The organism is Acinetobacter sp. FDAARGOS_494 (genome assembly GCF_003812225.1).
In the GTDB taxonomy this organism is placed as follows: Bacteria; Pseudomonadota; Gammaproteobacteria; order Pseudomonadales; family Moraxellaceae; genus Acinetobacter; species Acinetobacter baumannii.
Genome location: NZ_CP033866.1, coordinates 3,270,157 through 3,287,312, shown reverse-complemented (window position 1 = coordinate 3,287,312; position 17,156 = coordinate 3,270,157). Strand labels below are relative to the sequence as shown.

17 protein-coding genes are annotated in these 17,156 nt (G+C 40.8%); 5 read left to right on the top strand and 12 right to left on the bottom strand.

Annotation, left to right across the window (positions count from 1 at the left end; genetic code table 11):
- Positions 1–110: 110 nt before the first annotated feature.
- The 3 genes from EG365_RS16045 to EG365_RS16035 all read right to left on the bottom strand — a co-directional run bounded on the left by EG365_RS16045 (position 111) and on the right by EG365_RS16035 (position 3,912).
- A complete protein-coding gene (locus EG365_RS16045) occupies positions 111–1,502 on the bottom strand; it encodes an LLM class flavin-dependent oxidoreductase (protein WP_000166740.1) in 1,392 nt (463 codons plus the stop codon).
- Positions 1,503–1,679: 177 nt separating this feature from the next.
- Complete coding sequence (locus EG365_RS16040) at positions 1,680–2,975, bottom strand: acyl-CoA dehydrogenase family protein (protein WP_000183279.1); 1,296 nt, start codon at positions 2,973–2,975, stop codon at positions 1,680–1,682.
- Between the two features lie 118 nt (positions 2,976–3,093).
- Positions 3,094–3,912 carry a hypothetical protein gene (locus EG365_RS16035; RefSeq protein ID WP_000471028.1) on the bottom strand — a complete coding sequence of 273 codons (819 nt, stop codon included), beginning with the start codon at positions 3,910–3,912 and terminating at the stop codon, positions 3,094–3,096.
- A gap of 653 nt (positions 3,913–4,565) precedes the next feature.
- On the opposite strand from EG365_RS16035, the gene EG365_RS16025 reads away from it, so the two are divergent.
- From EG365_RS16025 to EG365_RS16005, 5 genes are all read left to right on the top strand, one after another.
- Positions 4,566–6,011, top strand: coding sequence for a cytochrome ubiquinol oxidase subunit I (locus EG365_RS16025; RefSeq protein WP_000052002.1), 1,446 nt, complete (start codon positions 4,566–4,568; stop codon positions 6,009–6,011).
- Positions 6,004–7,008 carry a cytochrome d ubiquinol oxidase subunit II gene (gene cydB / locus EG365_RS16020; RefSeq protein ID WP_000566431.1) on the top strand — a complete coding sequence of 335 codons (1,005 nt, stop codon included), beginning with the start codon at positions 6,004–6,006 and terminating at the stop codon, positions 7,006–7,008. The genes EG365_RS16025 and cydB overlap by 8 nt, the downstream gene beginning before the upstream one ends.
- 14 nt (positions 7,009–7,022) lie before the next feature.
- Complete coding sequence (locus EG365_RS16015; RefSeq protein ID WP_000749814.1) at positions 7,023–7,157, top strand: hypothetical protein; 135 nt, start codon at positions 7,023–7,025, stop codon at positions 7,155–7,157.
- A gap of 98 nt (positions 7,158–7,255) precedes the next feature.
- Positions 7,256–8,674 carry a PLP-dependent aminotransferase family protein gene (locus EG365_RS16010; protein WP_000278269.1) on the top strand — a complete coding sequence of 473 codons (1,419 nt, stop codon included), beginning with the start codon at positions 7,256–7,258 and terminating at the stop codon, positions 8,672–8,674.
- 97 nt (positions 8,675–8,771) lie between these two features.
- A complete protein-coding gene (locus EG365_RS16005; protein ID WP_000401807.1) occupies positions 8,772–9,689 on the top strand; it encodes a LysR family transcriptional regulator in 918 nt (305 codons plus the stop codon).
- Positions 9,690–9,738: 49 nt separating this feature from the next.
- Here EG365_RS16005 and madM read toward each other — a convergent pair whose 3' ends face one another.
- Genes madM through mdcA form a run of 9 tightly spaced genes read right to left on the bottom strand, consistent with a single transcriptional unit; the run spans position 9,739 to position 17,047 of the window.
- The gene (madM, locus tag EG365_RS16000) at positions 9,739–10,503 is read right to left on the bottom strand and encodes a malonate transporter subunit MadM (RefSeq protein ID WP_000229914.1); all 765 of its coding nucleotides are present in this window, start codon (positions 10,501–10,503) and stop codon (positions 9,739–9,741) included.
- Positions 10,496–10,915 (bottom strand): malonate transporter subunit MadL, encoded by a 420-nt coding sequence (gene madL / locus EG365_RS15995; RefSeq protein WP_000587906.1) that lies wholly within the window; start codon positions 10,913–10,915, stop codon positions 10,496–10,498. The genes madM and madL overlap by 8 nt, the downstream gene beginning before the upstream one ends.
- A 48-nt stretch (positions 10,916–10,963) precedes the next feature.
- Positions 10,964–11,902: a malonate decarboxylase subunit epsilon gene (mdcH, locus tag EG365_RS15990; protein ID WP_000146913.1), complete on the bottom strand. Its 939-nt coding sequence runs from the start codon at positions 11,900–11,902 to the stop codon at positions 10,964–10,966.
- Between the two features lie 12 nt (positions 11,903–11,914).
- Complete coding sequence (locus EG365_RS15985; RefSeq protein ID WP_000245150.1) at positions 11,915–12,523, bottom strand: malonate decarboxylase holo-ACP synthase; 609 nt, start codon at positions 12,521–12,523, stop codon at positions 11,915–11,917.
- Positions 12,514–13,341 carry a biotin-independent malonate decarboxylase subunit gamma gene (mdcE, locus tag EG365_RS15980; protein WP_001017580.1) on the bottom strand — a complete coding sequence of 276 codons (828 nt, stop codon included), beginning with the start codon at positions 13,339–13,341 and terminating at the stop codon, positions 12,514–12,516. The genes EG365_RS15985 and mdcE overlap by 10 nt, the downstream gene beginning before the upstream one ends.
- Entirely contained in the window at positions 13,338–14,189 is an 852-nt protein-coding gene (locus EG365_RS15975) for a biotin-independent malonate decarboxylase subunit beta (RefSeq protein ID WP_000129859.1), read from the bottom strand. The genes mdcE and EG365_RS15975 overlap by 4 nt, the downstream gene beginning before the upstream one ends.
- On the bottom strand, positions 14,182–14,481 hold the full coding sequence (locus EG365_RS15970) for a malonate decarboxylase subunit delta (RefSeq protein WP_000448953.1): 300 nt from the start codon (positions 14,479–14,481) through the stop codon (positions 14,182–14,184). The genes EG365_RS15975 and EG365_RS15970 overlap by 8 nt, the downstream gene beginning before the upstream one ends.
- Before the next feature lie 2 nt (positions 14,482–14,483).
- Positions 14,484–15,368 (bottom strand): triphosphoribosyl-dephospho-CoA synthase, encoded by an 885-nt coding sequence (locus tag EG365_RS15965; RefSeq protein ID WP_000968300.1) that lies wholly within the window; start codon positions 15,366–15,368, stop codon positions 14,484–14,486.
- A complete protein-coding gene (gene mdcA / locus EG365_RS15960; protein WP_000399243.1) occupies positions 15,368–17,047 on the bottom strand; it encodes a malonate decarboxylase subunit alpha in 1,680 nt (559 codons plus the stop codon). The genes EG365_RS15965 and mdcA overlap by 1 nt, the downstream gene beginning before the upstream one ends.
- Positions 17,048–17,156: the final 109 nt, after the last annotated feature.

Below are 17,156 nucleotides of genomic sequence, written 5' to 3'. Positions count from 1 at the left end.
AAATTATAGAATTATCTTTTCATTATTAACTCAGCAATAAAATCGATATAAAAAGACAAAATAAAAGCTGGCATTTAACCAGCTATTTATTTAAAGACTTTCCAAAATATTTAACTCGCCTCAGCAAGTTTTAACTCTTTTAGATTACGATATTTTGCACCTCGGTGATTTTCAGGCAAATATGGCCCAGCACCAAATAGTTTTTCTCTTAATGTTCCTTGTGCATATGAGGTTTGATATACCCCACGTTTTTGCAACTCTGGCACAATAAACTCAACTACATCGGCAAAGGTTTGATGCGCCAAAATGTAGGCTAAGTTAAAACCATCGACATCGGTATCTTCAACCCATTGCTGTAGAGCATCCGAAACGGTTTCTGCCGAACCTACAAGAACAGGTCCATTACCACCTAAACTATTCCAATTTGCAATTTCTTCAATGGTCCAAACACGTTCTGGGTCCGCATTTACATAAGAATCTAATAAAGATTGAATCGCGTTAGTTTGAATATATTCAACTTTGTCCGTTGGCTGGTATTGTGAAAAATCAACACCAGACCAGCCAGAAAGCAATGTTAAAGCGCCATCATAGCTTCCATAGCTTTGATATTCTTTAAACTTAGCCTGTGCTTTTGCATCGGTTTCATCAGTGACAATCGACAAAAGTGCATAAATTTTAACTGAGTACGGGTCGCGGCCTTCTTGGACCAATTTTTGGCGAATGCCTTGTACCACTTTTTTAGTGGCAATTTTAGACGGCGCTGCGATGAATACACACTCAGCATTTTGACTGGCAAACTTCTGCCCGCGTGAAGATGCGCCTGCTTGGTAAAGTACTGGTGTTCGCTGCGGTGATGGCTCACAAATATGGATGCCCGGTACAGTAAAGTATTTACCTTCATGCTGAATTGGATGCACTTTTTTATGGTCAGCAAAGATACCGCTTTCACGGTCACGAAGTACCGAACCTTCTTCCCAAGAGCCTTCCCAAAGCTTGTAAAGGACTTCTAAGTATTCATCAGCAATATCATAACGATTGTCATGGTTAACCTGAGTTTTTAGGCCCAAGTTTTTCGAACCGCTTTCCAAATAAGACGTCACGATATTCCAACCAACTCGCCCTTTGGTTAAATGGTCTAGCGTGCTAATACGTCTAGCAAAAGGATAAGGATGTTCAAAGGAAATAGAAGTCGTGACACCAAAACCCAAGTGCTTTGTGACGGCTGCCATCGCTGGCACAATCTGTAGCGGATCATTGACTGGAACTTGTACTGCACCTGTTAAAGCATGTTCAGCACTTTGATGATAAACGTCATAAATACCAAGCACATCTGCAATAAAAATACCGTCAAAAAAACCACGCTCAAGAATTTGCGCTAAATCTGTCCAATATTCTAAATCTTTATATTCAACAGATCGGTCTTGAGGATGTCGCCATAATCCAGGAGATTGATGGGCTATACAATTCATTTCAAAAGCGTTAAAACTAATTCTCTTAGTCATAAAATATCAACCAGTATTTTATTTAATTTTTATACTAAAGCAATTTTTATATTTTCTTTATAATATATACCCCAAACAAAATATGATTTTATTCTAATAGTTTTTTATAATTTATTTTAAAAAATATAAATAACATTAAGCCGCTAAAAATAGCAGCTTAATATCTAAAACTATAATTTATTGTTTAGCAACTTCACCAATTCGCCATTGATAAGGTGGTAATGTTCCGTTCACACTAAAATCACCTACAATTCGATTTTTAAATACTCTTGGGTTATGTGAAGATAAAGTTCTTACATTACGCCAATATCGATCTAGACCTAAATCTTTGTCTGTTGCAGAAGCACCTAAAGCGTCAAATAAAATCGTGGAAGCATTTAAAATTAGATCGGTAATGACCGTTTGAGACTGCGCACTTTCAAGCTCGGCAAGTGCATTTTGTTCTTCTTCAAGCTGCTCATTATTTTGAAATGCAGCCAAGTAAGCACGCTGTAAGCTTTGTGCAACTTTTTCAACAATCGCTCCTGCACTATAAGCCGCGCCACGAATTTGTCCTACTACTTGTAAAATTTGCGGATCCTGTTTTACAAATTGGGCATTTGCATGCGTGTAGTTTCGGGTACGTTTCGCAACAGCTTGAGAAACATCATAGGTTGCAGCACGCCCTAGACCTGTAATGATTGCCAGTTGGACCAGTTGATAGTAAGCCGCCGAATATTTAAAACGGTCATCGTCAGGTAAAATTTCAGCTTCATCGACCAATACATCGTGGAAATATGCCGTACCACTTGCAGTAAGCTGCTGACCAAAACCATTCCAGTCATCGACAATTTCAACGCCTTCATCTTCACGGCGAACAACAACTGAGCCAGACTCTCCTTTTAAATCTGTTACCCCAACATCCACCCAGTCTGCATATAGGCTCCCTGTGGTGTAGTATTTTTTGCCTTTAACGCGAATTTTTCCGTCACTATCTCGATATAAGTGCGTTTCGAATTGATCAATTGACTCTTTCCCGCCTTCAGACCATGCACTACCCACTGTTTCGCCATTTGCAATTCGGCTAATCCAACGCTGCTGGAATGCCTTATCTTTACTTACCAAGACATCTTCAGTAAAACCAAAATGCACACGCAAAGCTTGCGGTAAGTTTGAGTCGGCCTCTGCAAGTTCAATGAGCAATGCAAATAGTTCAGGAATAGTTGCATCAAAACCACCATGAGCTTTAGGAAGTCGTAACCGTGTAAAACCAATATCTTTGAGCCACTGAAGTTGCTCATACGGCAAAATATGCTGCTGCTCACGGATTAAAGCCCCTTCTTTAATACGGGCAAAAGTCGGTCTGAAGTTACTTGCCAATTCATCATACCGTTCAGAAGGTCCTTCACCCCATACCCGCGAAATGATTGAAACCTGACTCAGTGCAGCGTGAGTTAATGAACCGAGATGATGCTCAAAATTTAAATTTGTCATGTAAGTAAAACCAATATTGCTTTGCTTTTACCATAAAATATTTATTTCACATGAAAACGATTATTTTTTTATAACAGTATTCAATCTTGATATAACACCAATCAAAAGCATGGCATTGCTAAGCAATTTGTTTTTTGTGAAGACTATGCTGACTTTGCAATAAGGTTTGCATATATTCTGAATAGACAGAAAGTTTTTCGAAAATATGCTCTGAGTAAAACATGTCATCAATTAAGTGTGTCATTTGACTGGCAGTAAAGGTATCGCATAGGCAGACTAGTGCTGCATTCATTTGAGCAAACAGAACGCATAATTGAACATGCGTTTCATCTTTATTTTTAAATAATAATTTACGCATATCCAACTGATCCAAGTCTTTTAGACCCTCATCTTTTACGACTTTTACCCAATGAATTTTTATTTTTAAGAACTGTTCAAGTTGCTTTAACGTCTCTAAATCAAGCTCTAAATGGGTGATTAAAAAAACTGTAGAGATATCACTTCGACATAATGCTTTAATTAAATTTAAATAAATAAATTCAGCTTCTCCCATCTCTATTAATTCTAAATCTAGATATATTTTTAGGCTTTCTAAAACTTCGTCTACCTTAAATACGGCCTTCTTGTCAGCTTGATAGTATTTATTAAGGATAGTTAGCACAAGTGGAGTCGCCGGTGTTGTATAAATGGCTGCTTTGTTTAAGTTCGCAAAAATAAATGGCGAGAATAGATAAGCCAAACTGCTTTGCTGTGGCTCAATGTGAGACTGAATTAAATAAACGGTTTGAGTTTTAGAAAAATCCCTGAGTACTTTCGCTCTAAGTAAGGTTGCTTCAAGGTTCACATAAGTCTGTTCCAACTGATCTATTACCAAGGTGGAAATAGACTGATTTTTAATAATTTTATGAATAATGTTCAGTTGAGAAGTGATAAACATTTTTTAACATCCAAGCTATTTTAGAAGCGTTACACTTACACTTAGGTCTTTAAGAAACACGCAACAACCAGACCCTACACAAAACAACAATGGAATAGAAAAGAAGAACACTATCATGTACTTATATAAAATCTAAAACAGCGTTCACATTATGTCTTGAAAGTTGATTTAGGTTGGCGGTAAATCCTGTTCATTTTTATTTTGAACTTTAGAGGACTGGATATATAGCTACAGATGATTGAAAAAAAACTATAGCACGCTATCAAAACACGGTTTAACTGTTATAGTTTTATAAAAAATTTCTGTATCTACATATACAAATACAGTGAGTGCATGATTAAGAAAACTTCTTAAGGTAGGTAGTTTTCATGAGACGATCTATTGCATATCGCCAGATATTTCATCAATGTTTCAATGCAACATGTATTTTTACAAATGCAACATCAAGCCTAAACTTTGTTAACAGATTGAGAACAATCAATCGTTCTATTCTCTTGAAATATCAAGCAATTATGTTGCTTTACCCTGTTGGCACTTTACTTGCTAAGAACATTTATCACAGAAGTAAGCCTAATTGCCAAAGTACTTTTTTGCCTGAAATTAAGTATTTAAATCATTTAATCATCATCAGCTAGTTCACAGGGGGAAAGTTTATGAGCCTCGGTCTAACCGCTTTAGAATTAGCACGAATACAATTTGCTTTTACAGTATCCTTCCATATTATTTTTCCGGCCACTTCTATTGGACTTGCCTGTTTTTTGGCAGTTTTGGAATGGAAATGGTTAAGAACGCAAAACCCTATCTATAAAGATCTATTTAAATACTGGATTAAGATCTTTGCCGTTGCGTTTGGTATGGGAGTTGTTTCCGGTGTCGTGATGAGTTACCAGTTTGGTACCAACTGGAGTGAGTTTTCACGAGTAGCAGGAAGCATTACTGGTCCTTTACTTACCTATGAAGTCTTGAGTGCCTTCTTCTTAGAAGCGGGTTTCTTAGGAATCATGCTGTTTGGTTGGGGCCGTGTTGGTCCTAGAGCCCATTTCTTTGCAACGCTTATGGTTGCCATCGGAACATGTATTTCCATGTTCTGGATTCTATCTTCCAATAGCTGGATGCAAACGCCGCAAGGTTTTGCCATCGAAAATGGCATTATTGTGCCAAAAGACTGGCTAGCTATTGTCTTCAACCCGTCCTTCCCTTACCGCTTTGCACATATGGGTGCTGCTGCCTTCTTGGTTTCATCTTTATTGGTAGTGGGAACATCTGCATGGCACTTGGTAAAGGGCCGTCGTGATGAATTGGTGAAAAAATCATTCTCGATGGGTCTTTGGATGGTGCTTGTGACTTCTTGTTTACAAGTGGTGATTGGCGATAACCACGGTTTAAATACTCGTGAGCATCAACCTGCCAAACTTGCTGCTATGGAAGGCCACTGGGAAACCAATCATAACGAGCCTATGCCACTACTGTTATTTGCCATTCCGGATATGAAAGAAGAACGAAATCACTTTGAAGTGGGCGTTCCATATTTGGGTAGCTTAATTTTGACTCACAGTTTAGATGGGCAAGTGACTGGCTTAAAAGAATTCGCACCTGAAGACCGTCCAAACTCGACCATTATTTTCTGGAGTTTCCGTGTCATGGTGGGTCTTGGCGTCCTTATGGTCACCTTATCACTCATTGCTCTTTGGTTACGTAAAAGAGGAAAACTCTATGAAACATCATGGTTTCATAAATTTGCTGTAGTGATGGGGCCTGCAGGTTATGTGGCAATGCTGGCTGGGTGGATTACTACCGAAGTAGGCCGTCAACCTTGGGTGGTATATGGCATTATGCGAACCAAAGATGGTTTATCGCATACTGTTTCGGCAGATCAGGTGGGTCTAAGTCTCTTTATTTTTGTGGTGGTGTATACCATCGTTTTTGGTAGTGGAATTTACTACACCTTAAAACTCATTAATAAAGGCCCTGTATTTATCGACACGCCAAATATGGAAGCAGGCGGCGTAGGACACTTTAAAACACCGATGCGTCCACTTAGTGCAGTTGATGAAAATATTGACAGCAAACAAAACTCTGGGGAGAACCGTCATGATTGATCTTTCTTTAATATGGGTCGGTATTATCGGTTTAGGTGTTTTAATTTACGTGGTCATGGATGGCTTTGACTTAGGAATCGGGATTATGTTCCCATTCATTAAGAATAGCCAAGAACGTGACGTGATGATGAATACCGTCGCTCCTGTCTGGGATGGTAATGAAACCTGGATGGTACTTGGGGGTGCTGGTCTGTATGCAGCCTTCCCGCTGGTCTATTCAACGGTTTTATCTGCGCTCTACTTGCCTATTATTTTCATGGTGATTGCCTTGATTTTCCGTGGGGTTGCTTTTGAATTCCGTTTTAAAGCTCATCGGACCAAACATCTTTGGGACTTAGCTTTTATTTGGGGTTCGGTTTTAACGAGCTTCCTCCAAGGGATTATTTTAGGGGCCTATATTCAAGGGATTAAAACCGAAAACGGTATTTTTGCCGGTGGTCCTTTTGACTGGCTTACTGCATTCTCCATTTTCACAGGTATTGGTGTAGTTGCCATGTATGCCACTTTAGGCTGTGGTTGGCTCATTTTAAAAACTGAAAAAGGCTTGCAGCAACGTATGTATGAGCTTATGCCAAAGCTGATTATCGCACTGCTCATTATCTTTGGTGCCGTCAGCTTATATACGCCGTTAACACACCCCGAAATTGCAGATCGTTGGTTCTCTTTACCAAATCTGTTCTATTTTAGTCCAGTGCCTATTTTGGTCTTATTGTTTGTTGGCCTGATTTTATCGGCATGTAAAAAACAGCAAGACCACAAACCATTTATATATACCTTGGCGTTAGTCTTCCTTGCCTTTACTGGTTTTGTGATTAGTTTGTGGCCAAATATCATTCCACCATCAGTTACGATTTGGCAAGCGGCAGCGCCTCATTCTAGTCAAATGTTTGCTTTAGTGGGTGCGCTTATTTTGATTCCAATCATTATTACTTACACCATTGTGTCTTACTGGGTATTCCGTGACAAAGTTCGTGTAGGTGATGAAGGTTATCATTAAGGTACGGGGGTGTTATGAAAAAGTCGTCAGTTAAACTCAGTCAAACCCAATGGTTTATTCTGTTATGGCTTGGTGGTTTTTTAGCCTTAGCTGTGATTGCGGGTTTGTTTAAAGTGATATTGATTTATGCTGCCCCTTACTTAAAGTAAAACCATCCTTATAAACAAATGCCGTTTGTAGATTCTGCAAGCGGCATTTATTATTGGTTCAGTGCATCTTTTATTTTGTTATTTCGTGCAGCCCATACATGTATAAATCAGAACAACTCGCCCATAGCATTCGCCAACTTATTGAAAGCGGCACTCTAAATGCACATGAGAAATTACCTTCATTAAGAGATCAGGTCCAACGTTCTGGTTTTAGTTTAATGACTGTGATGAATGCTTATCAGGAGCTTGAATCACAAGGTCTGATCTATTCAAAGGAAAAGTCTGGCTATTTTGTTGCCGAGCAAATTGCACTAAAGCCACTGGAACAATATTCGATCGTTTCACTTAATTCTAAAATTGAAATTAATTCTTTAGTTTTTAAATATCTTAAATCGATTCAACATGAGTCTGTTGTGCCTTTTGGTTCAGCTTTTCCTGATAGTCAACTTTTAGCTGCTTCCAAACTTATTCAAATTATGGGGCAACTTGCACGGCAAAGGCAAAGCTATGACCAGACAGCAAGCCTACCTCCCGGTAATTTAGCGTTAAGAAAACTAATTGCTCAGCGCTACTGTATGCAAGGCATACAGACCGATCCAGATGACATTGTCATTACATCTGGAGGATTAGATGCACTCAATCTTTCTTTACAAGCAGTAGCCAAACCGGGTGACTATATTCTATTGCAACAAACCGTGTTTTACGGTGCTTGGCAGGCTGCTGAACGTTTAGGGCTTAAGGTCATTACCATTCCCGAACATCCACAACATGGTTTTGACCTAGAGGCTTTTGAGCAGGTTATTCATACATATCCAATTAAAGTATGTTGGCTCATGTTAAATAGCCATAATCCGATTGGGTTTACGGTCAGTGATGAGATTAAATATAAAATTGCCAAACTGCTTCATGAACACCAAATTTACTTAATTGAAGATGATGTCTATGAAGAGCTTTATTATGGCGGGCAAAAACCACTTTCGATGAAGTACTTTGACCAACAAAATCTGGTACTGCACTGCTCTTCATTTTCTAAAACTTTAGGGGCAGGTTTTCGGGTAGGTTGGGTCTATGCGGGTAAATTTTCGGACCATATCCAACACTTGCAGCTCATGAGTACTATTTCAGTGAATGCACTCATCCAAAATGCCTTGGTTGAGTTCTTGTCTCATCATCATTATGAAAAGCATTTGCGCACACTTAGACTTTCACTTGAACGTTATAAAAAGCAGTTTTACCACTATTTGAAGCAACATCTGCCCGCGATCTGCGAGATTTATTATTACCCAAGCGGTTATTTTCTATGGGTTAAATTGCCTCATAAACTCGATAGCATGCAAATTTATGAAGAACTCATCCAACAAGATATTGGTGTTGCGCCAAGCCCACTCTTTAGTGTCTTACCCGCACAGCAACATTATTTAAGAATCAATTGTTCTTTTGAGTGGAACGAAAAAATTCAAGCTGCTTTAGATCAAGTCATCAAAACTATTCAACAAAGGGTCGAAGCAAGCCTGTAAAGTGATGCTTCGACCTAAGCACAATTTTAAAGTATTTAATTTATGATAGTTTCATCTTAAAGCGCGATTTTAAGGGTAAGAATATCTGGATGTTAATATGGAAATAGATGAAGAACTGACTCTTAAAAAAATACAGATTTTTTTGGCCTTTATGCGCTGTGGCAACTTGTCTAAAACCGCGGCAGAAATGCAACTGAGTAATGTCAGTGTTCATAAAGCACTACACTCTTTAGAAAGCGCTTTACGTTGTCCTCTTTTTAAAAATGAAGGCCGTAACCTCATTCCTTTAAAAAGTGCTTATGTATTTGAAGAACGGGCGCAAAAAATCGTACAAGACATTTTTATCACCGTAAATAAAACCAGAGAAGCCGCTGGCTTTGCAGCCAAGGTTTTACATTTAGGGTCTCTTTATTCTTTGACGGTAAATACAATTCCAAATGTGATTAGCGGTCTCAAACTCAGACGTAGTGAGCTTGATATTCAACTGTTGCTGAGTTCAAATCAGGATTTAGTGAAAAAGCTCAAAGCAACTGAGCTGGATGCAATCATTGTAGCTTTAAATGAAACCACTCAAGATGATGACTTTGAAATTTTGCCGATGTTTTCAGACGATATCTTTCTGGCAGTCAATAAAGATTCAAAATATGCTGAGTTTAAAGATATTGATTTAAGCCTTTTAAAAGAAGAAACTTTTTTAACTTTAACCAAGGGTTTTGCAACTCATAACGACAGCGACATCATTTTTAAAAAAGCCGGTTTTTCACCTAAAGTTGCTTTGCAGGTCAATGATATTTTTACCTTAATTAGTATGGTTAGCTCAGGTGTAGGTTTCGCACTATTACCTGGCCGTATTTCTGCGGTTTATGAAAGTTCGGTAAAACTTATTCCTCTAAAACAGCAATACCACATGCAACAAGAAATTGGTCTGGTCTTTTTAAAAAGTAAAGAACGCGACCCAAACTTACTTGCTCTGATTGCTGAATGTCGTATGTTTGCATCTAACTTTAAAAGATAGAAGCTGCTGCGAATAACAACAGCTCTTTTGCCTGATTATAAAATACGTATTAACCCACCAAAGCTTTAACCGCAAAGAACAGAATAGTTGGACCCATTAAACAGCCAAGGCCCGTGTGAAAAGTTGCTGTAAGTGCACCGTAAGGCACTAAACGGCGGTCTGTAGCAGCTAAACCAGCTGACACACCACTTACCGTTCCTGCCAAACCACCAAAAATCATCGCAGAACGTGGATTGTCTAATCCCATAAATTTCGCAGTGAGTGGTGTTGAGACCATTACACAGATTGCTTTCACCAAGCCCGTTGCAATTGATAACGCCATGACCTCAGAGCTCGCACCAATGGCCGCACCCGTAACAGGCCCAACAATGTAAGTCACTGCACCTGCGCCAATTGTGGTAATACTTACAGCATCGCGATAGCCAAAAATCCACGCAAACATACAACCGACAATAAATGGCAAAATGGTCCCAAGAAATAAAGAGAAGGCACCAATAAATCCAGCTTTTTTGGCCTCAGTCGCTTGTACTTCAAATGCTGTGGCTACAATAGTAAAGTCACGAAGCATTGCACCGCCCATGAGTCCTACACCTGTAAAAAGTGCAAGGTCGGTCAAGCCTTTTTCACCACCTGTCATTTTTCCGCCAAACCATGCCAAAATCAAACCAATTACAATCGCAATTGCTGAAGCATGCACACGTCCATTGGTTAAATATTTAGAGAGCTTGGTCGACAACCACATAATTAAGGCAATTAAAGCAAAAGCTGTAATTAAACCTAAATGTGTTAAGTCTTTTAATAATAATTCAACCATGAACTTTACCTCCGATTCGGTTTAAGGCTGTGTCCTCTTCTTCTTTAGGTAAAGGGCTGGCTTTGTTATATCGACTTAGACCAGCAATAGTGAGCGTACAAACTGCAACTGAGACTACAGCCGCAAAGAGTGCCATATGGCCACTCGATAATGCTGCCACTACATTTTGTTGGGCTGCCATAGCAACAACAACCGGGATATACATGGTGCCCCAGAATGAAACTCCTTTTTCAGTTTCAACTGTCATCATTCCACGTTTTTCCATCCATAACCGTATACAAATGAGTAAAATCATGGCGATACCCACGCCACCAACATTGGACTTTACACCCAATAAAACGCCTAATAGATCACCAGCAATTACACCAACCAAGGTGCAAAGTGCGAGTAAACCAACTCCATATATAATCATGACAATCCCTCATATCCTTGGATCATTTATGCTTTTGTAAAATCTGACTCAAAAAGAAAAACTATTTGCCTGTTCTTTTTGCATTGCCAATTGAATGCTGTCTAAACGTGTTCCCTGAAATGACAATACTGTTCCTTCTTTAAATGTTCGACGTGCAAGTGTAGTAAGCACCGTTCCCGGCAAAGCTTCGATCTGTAACCTCACACCTCGCTCCCATGCAGCTTGGATGGTACTTTCCCAATCTACAGTTCGACTCATATTAAAAGCCAAGTCATCACCAATCTGTTCTGGCCTGCTAAGCGTACGAGCCGTTGTACCACTTAAATAACGTATTTTAGGCTGCTTTAAAGTCATTCCCTCCATAGACGCTGCAAGTTGCTTTGCTTGCTGACTTAATAATTCACAGTGCGATGGCACCGATACATCTAATTTTTTTGCCACCACGCCTTGTTGCTTTGCTAAAACAGCAACTTGGTTCATGGCTTCAAAACTTCCTGAAATAACGATCTGGTTATGTGCATTAATATTTGCGACAAACACCTCTGGCTTTATTTCATAAATCTGTTTGACCCATGTTTCAACAGTTGCACGGTCTGTACCAATCAGAGCTGTCATGCCATATCCAGTGGGGTAAGCGTTTTGCATGAGTTCACCTCTGTAGGCAACCAAACGAACGGCATCCTCAAAGGCTAAAACTCCCGCTACAACCGCAGCCGACCATGCACCAATTGATAAACCTGCTACATAATCTGGTGTTAAGTTTTCCGCTGTTAATAAGGCTGAACTCACCACACCTGAAATCAGTAAGCAAAGCTGTACTGAACGTGTCGATTGCAATGCAGCCGGACTATCTAACATCAGGACATCTTCTTTGAGTGCATCCGATGCACGCTCAAGGTATTCTTTAGCTAGAGCTGTTTGAGCTAAGTCGTGCAGCATATTGCTTCGTTGCACACCTTGTCCCGGATATACCCAAATTGAAGCCATGATATCTATTCCCTAATTCCATGGGTTTTCTAATAAAACAGCACCATCAGGACGTTTTAATAGAACTTTTCTGCTATTCCTTGCCCATTCTTTTAATGCCAAACCGCCTTGTGGAAGTTGAAGCTGTATATCCACATTCAGCCCTGCTTGCTGAAAATTTTCGAGTAGCTCAACCGCCTGCTTTTTGGCAAAAGGCTGTTCAGCTCGAATCAACAAATCTATGTCACTTTGCTCGGTTACTGTTTCAATTCCCGTTGCTAGTTCAAAGCCGAAACTTCCTGTATATCCCCAACATTCTGAAAAGTTTTTCATAATGCTGGAAATGCTCTGTAAACGTTCTGCCAAGTGCTCAAACTGTTGCGTATCTACGCGAGTCAGCGCTTCTGGCTTAAGCTGTCTGCTAATTAAAGATCTTGGCATTTGAGCTGCATATCGTTGATAGCGAAGTTGTCCTCTTACACCCACAGCCACCTGATCTACAGGAGTAATTGCCCGTCGAACCACAACAGGATCACCACGTTGCAATACCTCTCTCACCCAATGCGGAGCATCATCAGCCAAGCAATCGACCGTCATACCCCACAACAAATCATGGGCTTCGAGCTTAAGTTTCATAACCATTGCTCACGCAATAATTCACGGACCTTTTTAGACATTTGACGGTTTTGGCCATGCAGTCTTTGTTCCAGTCCTCTCGATTGCTCAGCATTAATTTCTTTAAACGCTTGAGCAATTGCCTGTTTCGCTAACAAAAGATCATCGTTTGTCGGTTGTTCAGGGTTTTCAACAGATAACAGTTCAGATAACAAACCAAGCGTGGCATAACTTTCAATGTCATAAGCCATTGGTGGAATGCTTGAGGCCAATTGCTCTAACTCATCAACCGACCGTAAGGTAACGCGTGCAGCAGATTCCTTACCCATTGCATGCACCATAACACCTGAATCTTTTAAGGCAATAATACGATTGGCTTGGTATCCATGCGCCAAGAAAGCACCAGACATCGACTTACCAACCAATAAACTCACAATTGGATGACCTGCCAATCTGGCTCTAGCATAGCTATCTACTGCACCCGCTAAAGCTTGATGAATGCCCAGTAATTCTTCACGACGCCCATAGGCCTGACTTGGCACATCAACCAGACATAAAATAGCGCGTTTAGTTTCAGCCTGTGCATCGGCTTGGATCACATCATCGACTACTTTTGCCAAACTCCAGCCTTCTAATAATCCAACTTCTCCTTGTTTTGCCCGTGGGAACAGATTATTGCTGTCTTGAACAACGGCAATCACGCGCACCACTTGCTGATCAATCTGACCATCAGCCACCCAAATCGAAGCTGGAAAACCTTCAACTGTCTTAAAACCCTGCGTAAGTGCTTTAAACCAATGTGCACCACGAGTAGATGCTTTTAATGTATCAACGGCGATATTCATGTTTGCTCTCCTTGATACAAAGCTTGAACTTGTGCTGGGGTAATCTGCTCAGCAGTATCAACTTGTTGTAGCTTTTCTAAATAGAATGAGTAATTTGAACTACGATGCTGCTGAGGCACACCTTGAGTTAAATAATCAATGACTTGCTGACGAATTTTCTGGCGATCATCGTCTACATAAGCATCTACCAAACCACTAGTGAAGCGCTGATTACCACCCGTAATACTCCATATAAATGGACGATCTTTGGCGTTATATTCTTGTACACCAGCTTCTTGTTCTATCACTTGTGGGCCATTTAAACCTAAACGTCCTTCTTGTGTCATTACAATATAGCTACATAGTCCAGCTGCAATTGACATACCGCCGAAGCACCCTACACTGCCTGCGACCACAGCAATTACGGGTTGATACTGCCGTAAGTTCACAATTGCAGCCTGAATTTCAGCAATTGCAGCCAAACCCAGATTTGCTTCTTGTAAGCGAACGCCACCCGTTTCCAACAATAAAATTGCAGCTGTTGGAATGCCTTTCAGATTGTCTTCAACCGCAAGTTCTAAGGCTCCTGCAATTTTGGCACCACCTACCTCACCTAAACTTCCACCTTGAAATAAGCCTTCAATAGAAATTAAAACTACTGGCTGTTCTTGAATAGTTCCCTTTGCAATCACTACACCATCATCGGCTTGCGGCACAATATTTTGCTGAACCAACCAAGGCGACATAACACGGGCAAACGGGTCCAATAACTCTCGAAAAGTCCCTTCATCTAATAATGCTTTAGCACGCTCTCTCGCACTCAGCTCAATAAAATCTTGTTTATTTAACAAGCTTTGAATATCAGTCATGAGCAATCTCCTCCAATGCTTGTTCCAGACGTAAGCGAACGACACCGGGAGTTGCACCAAAGTCATGAATATCAATATTGACCGCTGGCGGTATTTGAGCAGTAAAAATCCGTTCAAAAAGATTGTGCCAACGTGCTGCACTGCCATCTACCGAAGTCACTACCTGAATAGAGGTCTTTCCCTTTTCACCGGGTTCCATCAAAATTTCTAAATCGCCAGAGCCTACACATCCTACCAGTGCTTTTTTTACAGGTGGCTCTGTGGCCACAAATTCAAAATGAAGTGTTTCCATAATCAAAATCCCTTTTTATTTTTCACAGATGACTGCTCAACACGATCTATAAACAAGGTTGCTGCCAACAAATCTGCGGCACCACCAGCAGACGCCTTCATCCGAAGCAGATCAATCTCTAAAAGATGCAAAGCACGTCGACCTTCTAAGCTTGAACTGCCACCCAAATCCAATACTTGCTGAGCACCTTGTTGCATATGCTTTAAACCAGATGTTCCAGATCGATAAAGCACACAGGTATCGGTCAAATCTGTCATCATGGCAAGTAAGGCATCTAAGCGGGCGAACTCTTCTTTCATGGGTTTACTACGACTTTGATAAAGTTGCTTTAACCCAAAATTCACAATAGTTGGAAAGCCTTGTTGTGCCTGTTCTTTGGCACCTAAGATGCCTAATTTCTTTTGTACTTGCTGACCATGACTCAAAGCCTGCTTTGGAATAAAGCGATCTTCAAGCTGAGCAATCTGGCCTGCTAACTGGCATAGCTCAACAGCCGATAAATATTGCTGATTACTGCGCGCTAATGCTGCTGCGGTAACCATTAAACCCAAGGCCCAAATTGCACCGCGATGTGTATTGACACCATTTGTCGCCAACATCATGGTCTTTTCACCTTGGCGACCGATTTCTCCAATGTCTTCACGCAAAGCTAAACAGACTTTTCCATGATGCTTTGCAGCTTGCGCCATCGCATCAAACATAGGCCCTAAACTTTTCGCAGAGCGCTCCATTAACTCCAAAGTCAGGTCATTGTGTGCACCACTGCCACGGCGATCGACCAAAGCTGGTTTCGGTGTCAGATTAACTTCATCAATTAACGCTTCGACTGCCATATCTGCCAAAAGCTGACTATCGCTGAGCGTTTGATATTGAACTTGTGCCATCATTACCAACTCCTGAATTTTGCAGGTGGTTGATATAAGCCATCTGACCATGTCACCAAGTCGGCAATATTTTTCGCTGCTAAAAGTTCACGTGTGGCATCGGTACGGCGAATACCTAAATCTTCAGGGAATACCACCAGACCTTCACTTCTTAAACGTGCTGTTGTTTTTGGGTCTTGAGTTAAACCAATACTGGTCACACCTGCCACCGCAGCAATCATGGCTTGGCGCTCTTCTTGGCTGCTTGCTTTATATAGATAAGCAATGCCTTCTTCGGTCAGTAAATGAGTCACATCATCGCCATAAATCATGATCGGGGCTAAAGGCAAACCTGCCGTTTTAGCAACATCAATCGCATCGAGACGATCTACAAAAGTTGGCTTGCCCCCCTCTTGAAAGGTTTCCACCATTTGTACAACGAGTTTTTTACCACGTGCCAAATAGGTATCTGTTTCATTAGCACCTTGCAAACGCATATCTAACCATGCTGGCGTATCATGACGACGTCCACGCGGATCATGTCCCATGTTTGGCGCTCCACCAAAACCAGCTAAACGCCCTTTGGTAACGGTCGAAGAATGCCCCATGCCATCAACTTGCAAAGTTGCACCAATAAATAGATCAACGGCGTACTGACCTGCGAGCTGACACATCATGCGGTTGGAACGTAAAGCGCCATCACGACCTGTAAAGAAAACATCGGGACGAGCAGCAACATATTTTTCCATACCGAGTTCGGTACCAAAACAATGCACGCTTTCAACCCAACCTGTTTCAATCGCTGGAATTAAGGTTGGATGCGGATTTAGTGTCCAGTTTCGGCAGATTTTTCCTTTTAAACCTAAAGACTCACCATAGGTCGGTAAAATCAGTTCAATTGCCGCAGTGTTAAAACCAATACCATGGTTTAACGATTGCACATTATGCTTTTCATAAATTCCGCGAATTGCCATCATGGCCATAAGCACATGCACTGGCTTAATGTGTTTCGGGTCACGAGTAAATAACGGTTCGATATAAAATGGCTGATCCGCCACCACCACATAATCAACCCAAGAAGCAGGAATATCGACACGGGGTAACTCTGAGACGTCATCGACCAGTTCATTGACCTGAACAATCACGATACCGTCACTAAAAGCAGCAGGTTCAATAAGTGCTGGAGAATCTTCGGTACTTGGGCCTGTATAGATATTGCCTTGACGGTCTGCCATAAAGCCCGCTGAGAGCACCACATTTGGAATGAGGTCGACTACCAAACGCGAATATAGTTCGATATAGGTATGAATCGCACCAATCTCTAGTAAACCATCTTCAATTAACTGACTAATACGCAAACTTTGTGGGCCAGCAAAAGAAAAATCGAGCTTACGCGCAATGCCTTTTTCAAACAGATCAAGATGTTCTGAACGCCCTACGCTTGGCATGATCATATGCAAATCATGCAAAATATCCGGATTGGTTTGAGCCAAAGAGCGCGATAAAAAATCAGCCTGCTTTTGGTTATTCCCTTCGAGTACAACTTTGTCACCCGGTGTAATTAAGGTTTCTAAAACTTTAATAATGTCCTGAGTTGGGATTACCACACCATCGGTATATTGGTTTGCCATCTCTAGTTTTAGTTGTTTGGCATGACGCCGCTTTGTCCATAACCGTTCTTTATTCTGAACTGATCCTTCCATGTACTTACCTATAGATCGCAGTTTTGTTCTGAATCTATAAAAACGCTTTATGGGCTTCCGATCAATCAACCTACTTCTTTAGTTATTAACTTCAGGTTAATGATCTATT